At 71.1% G+C, this 8,925-nt stretch carries 8 protein-coding genes; 3 read left to right on the top strand and 5 right to left on the bottom strand.

Annotated features, from left to right (window positions below; all coding sequences use genetic code 11):
* Positions 1 to 509 precede the first annotated feature (509 nt).
* Positions 510 to 1,409 (top strand): LLM class flavin-dependent oxidoreductase, encoded by a 900-nt coding sequence (locus ACFZDA_RS40715; RefSeq protein WP_391091479.1) that lies wholly within the window; start codon positions 510 to 512, stop codon positions 1,407 to 1,409.
* Between the two features lie 115 nt (positions 1,410 to 1,524).
* Here ACFZDA_RS40715 and ACFZDA_RS40710 read toward each other — a convergent pair whose 3' ends face one another.
* Complete coding sequence (locus ACFZDA_RS40710; protein WP_391091477.1) at positions 1,525 to 3,159, bottom strand: FAD-binding protein; 1,635 nt, start codon at positions 3,157 to 3,159, stop codon at positions 1,525 to 1,527.
* 213 nt (positions 3,160 to 3,372) lie between these two features.
* On the opposite strand from ACFZDA_RS40710, the gene ACFZDA_RS40705 reads away from it, so the two are divergent.
* Together ACFZDA_RS40705 and ACFZDA_RS40700 are read left to right on the top strand one after the other, a co-directional pair.
* The gene (locus ACFZDA_RS40705) at positions 3,373 to 3,528 is read left to right on the top strand and encodes a hypothetical protein (protein ID WP_391091471.1); all 156 of its coding nucleotides are present in this window, start codon (positions 3,373 to 3,375) and stop codon (positions 3,526 to 3,528) included.
* Positions 3,529 to 3,779: 251 nt separating this feature from the next.
* Positions 3,780 to 4,715, top strand: coding sequence for an oxygenase MpaB family protein (locus tag ACFZDA_RS40700; RefSeq protein WP_391091469.1), 936 nt, complete (start codon positions 3,780 to 3,782; stop codon positions 4,713 to 4,715).
* Between the two features lie 87 nt (positions 4,716 to 4,802).
* Here the strand turns inward: ACFZDA_RS40700 and ACFZDA_RS40695 are convergent, their stop codons facing one another.
* From ACFZDA_RS40695 to ACFZDA_RS40680, 4 genes are read right to left on the bottom strand one after another with little or no spacing between them, the layout of a single operon-like run.
* Positions 4,803 to 5,795 carry a Gfo/Idh/MocA family oxidoreductase gene (locus tag ACFZDA_RS40695; protein ID WP_391091467.1) on the bottom strand — a complete coding sequence of 331 codons (993 nt, stop codon included), beginning with the start codon at positions 5,793 to 5,795 and terminating at the stop codon, positions 4,803 to 4,805.
* Positions 5,792 to 6,370 carry a dTDP-4-dehydrorhamnose 3,5-epimerase family protein gene (locus ACFZDA_RS40690; protein ID WP_391091465.1) on the bottom strand — a complete coding sequence of 193 codons (579 nt, stop codon included), beginning with the start codon at positions 6,368 to 6,370 and terminating at the stop codon, positions 5,792 to 5,794. Before ACFZDA_RS40690 ends, ACFZDA_RS40695 begins: the two co-directional genes overlap by 4 nt.
* 55 nt (positions 6,371 to 6,425) lie before the next feature.
* Entirely contained in the window at positions 6,426 to 7,532 is a 1,107-nt protein-coding gene (locus tag ACFZDA_RS40685; RefSeq protein ID WP_391091463.1) for a nucleotide disphospho-sugar-binding domain-containing protein, read from the bottom strand.
* A 6-nt stretch (positions 7,533 to 7,538) separates the two neighbouring features.
* The gene (locus ACFZDA_RS40680) at positions 7,539 to 8,894 is read right to left on the bottom strand and encodes an FAD-dependent oxidoreductase (RefSeq protein WP_391091461.1); all 1,356 of its coding nucleotides are present in this window, start codon (positions 8,892 to 8,894) and stop codon (positions 7,539 to 7,541) included.
* Between the last annotated feature and the right edge of the window lie 31 nt (positions 8,895 to 8,925).

The following is an 8,925-nucleotide window of genomic DNA, read 5'->3' as shown; positions in this document are numbered from 1 at the left end:
TCGTTGCCGAACGACGCGGTCTCCGAGGTGAAACGGTCACCGGTGAGCTGCATACCGTCACCCGAGTCCCCCGCGAACCTGATGATCACCCGGTCGAGGCGGGTGACCGGCTTGCTCCCCTTGGCGATGTCGCCGGGGTCCATGGCTACAACTGTCATGTCGGTAGTGACTCCAGAGTCGTCCTGACCACGAGCACCCGCCAGGCATCGCTGAGCTGGGAGGAGGTCCTGACCCCCGGCAACTGCCTGACAACGGCACGAGTGGAACCCGGCCCGCGGCCGGCGGGCAAGGCGGTCCCTGGGGCTTCGTCAAGTGTCCGCTCAGGCAGGGCGCGCCCGGGTGGACGGGCAAGCTGACATAGTGCGGGCGGGGGCCGGGTACGGTTCCGCGTCCGTCGCTACGCTGCAACGGCCATCGCCGTGCGATCAGGCATCCGGACCGGTTCGGTGGCCCGTGCCCGGGGATGGCGCCCCCATTCGTCATGCGACACGGAGGACGTCTTGCCAGCGATGAAAGTCGGCATTTCCCTGCCCACCATGGCCGACCTGGCGCCGAAGGGCTTTCCAGGCATAGCGGCCGGTGCCCGCCACGTCGAACAGGCCGGTCTGGACTCCGTGTCCGTGTCCGACTTCATCATGGGCAACGGCACGCCGGCCCTGGAGGCCACCGTCGCCCTCTCGGCCGCCGCCGCCGTGACCACTCGGGTGGAGCTGCGGTTCGGCGTCCTGGTGCTGCCGTTGCGGAACATCGCCTGGACCGCCGCCCAGATCGGTGCGCTGCAGCACCTGTCCGGCAACCGCGTCGTCCTCGGGGTCGGGTCGGGTGGAGCGCCCGGGACGCCGTTCTGGCAGGCCGTCGGCGCTGCTCCGGAGGGCCGCAACGCACGGTTGGTGCGCGCCCTGGAGCTGCTGCCGGGACTGCTGACCGGCGAGGAGACGACGCTGCCGGACGGCCCCGCTGTGACGCTGGCGCCGGCCGTACCGGCACCACCGGTGCTGATCGGCGGCAACTCCGACGGCGCGATCCGGCGTGCCGCGCTGCACGCGGACGGCTGGCTGCCGTCCATGGTGCCCCCGGCGACGGTGGCCCGCGGCGTCGCGAGGCTGCGGGAGATCGCCGAGGAGGCGGGGCGGCCCGCGCCGCGCACCACGGTGTGGCTCCACGCCGGACTCGGCGACGACGAGTCCGTGCGCTCGGCGCGTGTGGCGTTCGAGAAGAGTCTGGTGGACATGTACGGGCTGTCTCCCGAGGAGGCGCCGCTGGTGCCGATCGGCGGCAGCCCGAAGGAGGCCGCCGAGCGGTTCGCCGCCTACGCGGAGGCCGGCGCCGATCACCTCGACCTCGTGGTCGACGGCGGCGACTGGCAGCAGCAGGTGGAGCTGATCGCGGAGGCGCGCGCCCTGCTGTGAGGTGCGGACCGCCCCGGCCGGAGTCTGGCGCCCGGCCGGGGCGGTCGCGATGACGAACAAAGCGGGCTGTGCGACCCGGTGGGTCGCACAGCCCGCTTCGTGGGTGGTGTGGGTGTCACCTGCCCGGCAGCTTGATGGACTGCCGGTGGTGGAAGACGTTGCGCGGGTCCCAGGCCGCCTTGACCTTCTGCAGCCGCGCGTAGTTGCCCTTGTAGTACAGCTGATGCCAGGGGATGCCGGACTTGTTGAACTCCGGGTCGCTCAGATCGCTGTCCGGATAGTTGATGTAGCAGCCGTCCGTGACGTCGTTGGGCACGGGCACGCCGCCGGTGTCGGCGTACACGTCGCGGTAGATGTCGCGCAGCCATGCGATGTTGGCCTCGTCCTTGTCGGCGTGGTGCCAGTAGGACTCGTAGAACATCACCAGGTGCGAGTCGCGGTGCGGCGCCGGGGTCTCGGTCGGGCCCAGTTCGTTGATGCGCCCGCCCGCGGAGGCCAGCACGATGTAGCTGTAGGCGTTGTCGTAGTCCTTGCGCGTCAGGTGCTTGTAGAGCGCGTCGATCTGGCGCTGGGGGAAGACGTCCTTGACGAACGCGGACTTGTGGAAGGTGCGCAGGTTCGGGTTGTTGAGGGTCTCACCGCCGGTGGTGCTGTAGGTGGTGGCCTTCATGAACGGCAGGTTTTGCGAGTCGCGCCAGTTCGGTTCGGCGCCCATGGCCTCGCTGAGGAAGTCGACGAAAGCGTCCATCCGCTGCTGGGCGCCGGGCTTGTCGGCGTCGATCTGCGCCACCATGAAGAGGGTGCCCGCGGACACGTGGTTGAGGAACAGCCAGTGCCCGAGGTCCAGGTACTCGGAGTCGAGGGAGGCGTTGTCCTTGGACCAACGGCTGTACTTGCGCAGCAGGTTGGTGAAGCCGGCCTCGGTGATCTGCTCCCAGGGCCAGGTGACCTGCGTGTAGACGACCCTGGAGGGCGGCCGGGGCAGCAGCCGGCCCGGGTCGTTGCCCTTGGCTCCGCGGCTGCGCAGCCAGTACTTGGTGACGATGCCGAAGTTGCCGCCGCCACCGCCGGCCAGCGCCCACAGCAGGTCACGGTTGGGGTCGTTCGGCTCCCTGGTGGCCACGACGGCCCGCACCCGGCCCTTGCGGTCGACCGTGACGACCTCGGCGGCGTACACGTGATCGATGACGATGCCGTGCGCCCGGGACAGGACGCCGTAGCCGCCGCCCGCGAAGTGACCGCCCGCGCCGACGCTGTGGCAGCCACCGCCGGGGATGGTCACGCCCCACCCGTTGTGCAGCGTCTCGTAGATGTCCAGGAGGGTGGCGCCCGGCTCGACGAAGAAGGCGCGCCGCCGCTCGTCGTAGCCGACCCGGTTCATCAGCCGCAGGTCGGCGATGATCTGAGCTTCCTTGTTGAAGACGAAGTCCTCGAAGCAGTGACCGCCACTGCGCACCACGATCCGTTTGCCGGCCTGGACGGCCTCGCGCACCACCTGGACCACCTGCTGTGTGGTGGCCGGCAGGCGGACGGCCTCGGGGGTGCCGACAAGGCGGGCGTTCATGCCGGACACCATGTCGGCGTAGCGGGCGTCACCGGGCCTGACCGTGGGGATCGCGCCGGCGTGCGCGGGGGCGGCGTGCGCGGGGGCGGCGTGCGCGGCGGGTGAGGACGTTCCGACTGCGGTGACGGTCCCGGAGGTGGCCACAGCGGCGCCCGCTCCGGCCATGAACCGTCGTCTGTTCAACATAGTCACATGCAGCTCCATTCGGCGAGCGCATCCGGTCTGGGTTGCCAAGCGGCCCCAGCGTGCCTACGGTCCGGCAGCGCTGACACAGAAGCCCCACGTTTATGTCAAGTAGCGCCTGTACCCGTTACGTTGAGGTGAAGCCGGGCGGGGCCAGGTGACACACTGTGGAGGCGTCCACCGGCCTGCGGATCGTGGTGCGGCAGGATCGGAACCATGATTGCCGCCCCCGTGGAACAGTTCGGGCCGCTGGACGTGATCCGGTACGGCGAGCTGCCCACGCCCCGGCCGGGATCGACGGAGGTCCTCGTCGGCGTCGAGGTCAGCGGTCAATCACGTCGACGCCTCGGCCCCGTGCGGGACCAGGGCTGACCGGCCCGGCGCCCGGAGTGACCGCCCCCCACGTGTTCGGGCGGGACGCCCCGCGCGCCGCTCGCTGGGGGGCGGACTTGACGCAGTCGCCGGCGCCTTGGGGCGCACGGCGTTCTCCATGGGGCATGGTCGTCGCTGCGGAGCCGTCGACCCGCTGCTCCCCCGCCACCGGCACGGGCGCAACGGCCGCACGGACCGACGTCAGCCGACCCGCTTTTTCCGAGGTGACCGGCGAGAGGAGAGGCCACGGCATGGCCATGGACAGGAACGCACGTTATGCCCGGCTCCGTGAGATCCAGGGCATGGACGTCAAGGAGGAGTACAGCCGCATCTGGTGGCTCGACATGGGCTACGAGTTCCCGTGGGACTTCAGCGTCGCGGGCGCGCTGGCGTTCTGCAACAGCGTCGCGCCGCCGCAGATGGCGGCGCTCCTGGTGCGGACCGGGGAGCTGACCCAGAACACCCAGCGGCGCATGGAGCACTTCGCCCTGATCAGCCTGGAGATGGTGCGGCGGGGGTTCAAGGACGAGCGCGGCCGGGCGGCGGCGCGGCAGATGAACCGCATCCACAAGAACGCGGTCCGGCACATCAGCGACGACAAGAAGCAGTGGAGCATCAGCAACGAGGAGTACCTGTTCGTCCTCGCCACCAGCATGCTGATACAGATCCGCTGGGTGGACCGGTACGGCTGGCGGCCGCTGAGCGACCAGGAGCGGACCGCGGCCTATCTGCACATGCGCGAACAGGGCGAGCTGATGGGCCTGAAGGACATCCCGGGCTCGTTCGAGGAGTTCGCCCGGTTCCACGACGACTACGTCGAGCGGCACTTCGCGTACTCGCCGGAGGCCGTGACGCTGTGGCAGGTGCTGCGGAACACCGTCATCGAGCCGATGGCCGGATGGCTCCCGAAACGGCTCCAGCCGCTGGGCCGCAAGGCGGCGGCCGCGGCTCTTCCGGCGCTCCTGACACCGCACATGCGCAAGGCGTTCGGCGTTCCGGAGCCGTCCCGGCCGCTGCGGCTTGCGGTGGACACCGCGCTGAGGCTGCGCGCCGCGTACGTGCGTCGGCAGCCGCCGCGCGTGGAGGCCGCCTACCCCGATCCGCTGCCCACGCCGAGCTTCCCCACGGGTGAGTTCAAGATCGAGGAGCTGGGCCCCGAGCACACGGTCGGGCGCACCGCCCGCTGAGGGCCCGGCGGCACGGCGCAGCCACATGACTGAGCGGCACACGGCCGGACCGTGTGCCGCTCAGCCGTGCGCCGCCCGGCGTCGTTCTCAGTCGCTCAGTGCCGGGGTCGGGACGGTCGTGCCGAGGATGTCGCGCAGCAGCCGGGCCTGCTCCAGCGTGGCCTTCTCGTCCTCGGCGCGGACAGCGCCGCGGCGCACCGCCTCGGCGAACGCCGCGACGGTGCCGGCCACCTGGTCCTCGGGGCCGAGGCGCAGTTCCCGGCTGCCGGAGCGGTCGTGGAGCCGGATCACCGGGACGTGGTCGGCGGGCGGGGTGAACGCCATGTCGAGGGTCAGCCGGCCGGTGCTGCCGCACACCTCGTAGGTGCTGCGGTAGGCGTGGTCGAGACCGTAGGTCAGGTGGACGCCGACGCCGTCGCCGTCGCGGCGCAGCAGGGCGGCCCCGGCGGTGTCGACGTCGAAGCCGGCGGCGGCCGTGGCGACGGCGCCCACGACGGTCAGTTCGGCGCCGAGGATGTGCTGCGCGGCGCGCACCGGGTAGACGCCGGTGTCCCACAGGGCGCCGCCGCCCAGCTCGGGTCGGTAGCGGATGTCCCCGGCGGAGCGGCGGGGCACGGTGAACGCCGCGTGGAAGGAGCGCGGTTCGCCGATGGCCCCGTCCTCGATGAGCCGGCGGACCCGGGCGTGCTGGCCGTGGTGGATGAACATGACGTTCTCCATCAGGGCCAGGCGGCGGCGGCGCGCCAGGGCGAACAGGTGCGCGCTCACCTCCATGGAGGTGCTCAGCGGCTTCTCGGCCAGCACGTGCTTGCCCGCGCGCAGTGCCGCCTCGACCCACTCGGCGTGCAGGGCGAGCGGCAGCGGGATGTAGACCGCGTCCACGTCCCCGTCCTCGATCAGCCGGTGGTAGCCGTGCAGCACCCGCGCCCGGTAGGGAGCGGCGGCCGCCGCGCCGCGGCCCGGGTCCCGCGAGGCGATCGCGGTGATCTCGAAGGCCGCGGAGCGGGCGAAGGCCGGAAGCATCCGGCGGCAGGCGATCTCCGCACTGCCGAGAACTCCGACGCGAATGGCGTCTGTCACGGTTTCTCCTCGTTCCAGCGTGGCAGCACCCCGGCAGCCAGGGTCTGCGCGAGGCCGGCCGCGGCCTTGTCCTTCGGTGACATCAGGGGTTCCTCGGTGATGTCCCAGGGCAGGTGCAGTTCGGGGTCGAAGGGGTTGATGTCGATCTGGGTGCCCGGCGCGTAGACCGTCGACATCACGTAGCAGATGCAGGTGTCGTCGCCGAGGGTCAAGAAGCCGTGGCCGACACCCTCCGGGATGTAGAGGGAGCGGCCCGAGGAGGCGTCCAGGGTGCACACGTGGTGCCGGCCGAAGGTGGGTGAGCCGACGCGCAGGTCGACGATGATGTCGCGCAGCGCGCCGCGTACGCAGCTGACGTACTTGGCCTGCCCGGGCGGGACGGCCACCGTGTGGATGCCGCGCAGGGTGTTGCGGCGGGACACGGAGTAGCTGATCTGCCGGGGCACGAACGGCTCACCCAGCACCTCCTCCAGTTTGTCGGCGCGCATCCCCTCCCAGAAGGCGCCGCGCTCGTCCGGCAGTTGTTCGGGGGTCACCAGGTACGCCCCCGGGATCGCCGTCGGGGCGATACGCACCGCGTTCTCCTTTCGTGTCGCCGGGCCGGGCCGGGCCCGGCCCGGCGCGGCCGGCTCAGGCCCGGTCGGCCACCAGGCGTTCCAGGTCGCCGACGATCTCGTGGGCCGGCGGCAGCTGCGCCATCTCCCGGGAGATCGCCTGTGCCCGCTCGCGGTACGAGGGGTCCTTGAGCAGCAGCTCGCAGGCGGCGTTGATCTCCTCGTAGCCGCCGGAGTCGACCAGGGCGGCGGCCCCGTACTCGACGATCCGCCGGGTGGCGCTGGTGGGGTATTCGGGGTGGGCGATCAGCTGTGGCACGCCGGCGTTCAGGGCGGTCATGTCGGTGCCGCCGCCCCCGTGGTGGATGATGACGTCACAGGTGGGTGCGAGGACGTCCAGCGGCACCCAGCCGACGCGCACCTCGGGCACCTCCTCGCGCAGTTCGGCGGCGACGGCCTCGGGGGCGCCGACGACCACCTCGGCGCCGAGCTTGCCGACGCTGCGCGCCATGTCGCGCAGTCCCTCGCCGCTGAACAGCCGGGTGCCCGCGGTGATGTAGACGCGGGGACGGTCGCCCTTGGTGTACATCCACGGCTCCAGGGGCTTTTGCGGGTTGCCCGGCACCCAGCGCATGAGCTTGGCGGGGACCGCGTCCTCGGGCCGCAGGCTGGGCGGGCACACGTCGAGCCACAGGTCCGGGGCGGGGACCTTGTCCAGGCCCAGTTCGGCGAGGACAGGGGCGAGCACGGGCTCGGCTCCCGGGTCGTAGGCGCGGGAGTCGATGCGGTCCCATTCCAGGCGCACGCTGGGGATGCCCAGGTGGTCGGCGAGCAGCGGGGCCGTGTAGAACATGCCACCGCCGACGACGAGGTCGGGCCGCCAGTGGTCGGCCAGGTCCAGCAGGCGGTCCAGGCTGTCCACGGCGATCTCGGCGTAGACCCGGCCGACCGCCTTGAGCTGCTCGGCGGGATCGTCGGGCATGGCGCCCATGAAGGCGCTGACCTCCTCCATCGACACCGGGGAGATCTTCACGGCGGGCAGGCCGACACTGGCGATGTTGGGCAGCACCCAGTCGATGCCGCCCATGAACACCTGGTGCCCGGCATTGCGCGCGGCGGTGGCGAGGGGGGTGTGGGAGAAGATCGGGTAAGGGCTGTTTCCGGGGATGAACAGGACCTTCATGGGGTCTCAACCTGCCTTCGTGAGCACCGCGGCGGCCCGGACTCCCGAGAGCATCGCGGCTTCCGTCGTGGGGGAGTTGAAGTAGTCGCCTGCGAAGACGACCGGGGGCCGCTGCTCCTTCAGGACGCGCACGGAGCGGCGGTAGCGGCCGGGGGCGGGGATGGGGAACCCGTAGGGCCGCTCCGCGATCTGGAACGGCTCGGCGCTCGTGACCGGGAAGTCCTGCCACAGCGACGGCAGCAACTTCGTCACCTCGGCGAACTGCTCCTCGGTGGGGCGGCCCAGCAGGCGGCGGGTGTGGGCACGGCCGGGGTAGGCGAACACCAGGAGTTTCTCGACGGGCCGGCCGTGATCATCCCGCACGGTGCGGGGATAGGTGATCATGTTGCGCAGGGGCGGGTCCTCGGGGCCGCCGGCCACGATGTGCGCCTCGGCGGGCAGTGTGCCCTTGTCGACCAGGTAGGACACCGACAGGGCCGGCTCGTACCGCTGCGATTCCAGGAACCGGCGGGTCTCCTCGCCCACGGTCCGGGTGGGCAGCGCGGCGACGAGTTTGGCGGCGATCGGCGCGGGCGTGGCGACGACCAGCTCGTCGAAGCTCTCGGTGACCGGGGTGCCGTCCGGTCCCACGGCGGTGACCACGAGGCCCGTGCCGTCCGGCTGGACCGCGGTGACCTCGTGCGACAGCCGTAGGTCGGCGCCCTCGGCGTTCTTCTCGGCGAGGATCTCCATGCCGCCGCGCAGCACGTAGAAGCCGGAGCCGCCCATCCAGGCGAGCAGGGCACGGGCGTGGACGGCGGAGATCTCCTCGCAGGCGAAGTTCCAGAAGCCCTCGATCTGGGGGCGCAGCAGGAAGTCGAAGCCGCGCTCGGACACCTGCCGGCAGCCCCAGTCGGCGGCGGTCGTCCCGTCGTCGAACGGGGCCGACTTCACCGGGTCGAACAGGTCGAGCTGCTTCTTGCGGGCCACCTGCTTGAGGGTGCTCAGCAGGAAGGCGACCCTGTCGCGCAGGCCGACGTGCTTGTAGGTGAGCAGGCTGAGCGGCGAGTCGGAGGAGAGCGGCACGGTCTTGCCGTGGTCGGAGATCCAGACGTTGCTGGAGATCCGGACGAGCTCGTCCTCAAGCCCGTATTCCTTGATCAGCTGGGTCATCAGCTTGTAGAAGCTGACGTACATCAGGTTGATGCCGACGTCGGGTTCGATCTCCGGGCGGTGCCAGGAGCGGGCCCGGCCGCCGAGCCCGTCCGCCGTCTCGAAGACGACCACCTCACGGCCGCTGCGCAGCAGTTGACGGGCGGCGGCGCAGCCGGCCATGCCGCCGCCGATCACCGCGACCTTGGTGCGTTGTGTGCGACTGGTCATCGCTCCACCTCTGTCTGCTGGTCCGGGCGGG

Source organism: Streptomyces sp. NPDC007991, assembly GCF_042958445.1.
Lineage (GTDB): Bacteria > Actinomycetota > Actinomycetes > Streptomycetales > Streptomycetaceae > Streptomyces.
This window is presented reverse-complemented; position numbering and strand designations above follow the sequence as displayed.

Coding starts and splice junctions, on each gene's coding strand:
- ACFZDA_RS40715 (WP_391091479.1), top strand. CDS start 510: ATGAAAGTCGGCATTTCCCTGCCCACCATGGCCGACCTGGCGCCGAAG.
- ACFZDA_RS40710 (WP_391091477.1), bottom strand. CDS start 3,159: ATGTTGAACAGACGACGGTTCATGGCCGGAGCGGGCGCCGCTGTGGCC.
- ACFZDA_RS40705 (WP_391091471.1), top strand. CDS start 3,373: ATGATTGCCGCCCCCGTGGAACAGTTCGGGCCGCTGGACGTGATCCGG.
- ACFZDA_RS40700 (WP_391091469.1), top strand. CDS start 3,780: ATGGCCATGGACAGGAACGCACGTTATGCCCGGCTCCGTGAGATCCAG.
- ACFZDA_RS40685 (WP_391091463.1), bottom strand. CDS start 7,532: ATGAAGGTCCTGTTCATCCCCGGAAACAGCCCTTACCCGATCTTCTCC.
- ACFZDA_RS40680 (WP_391091461.1), bottom strand. CDS start 8,894: ATGACCAGTCGCACACAACGCACCAAGGTCGCGGTGATCGGCGGCGGC.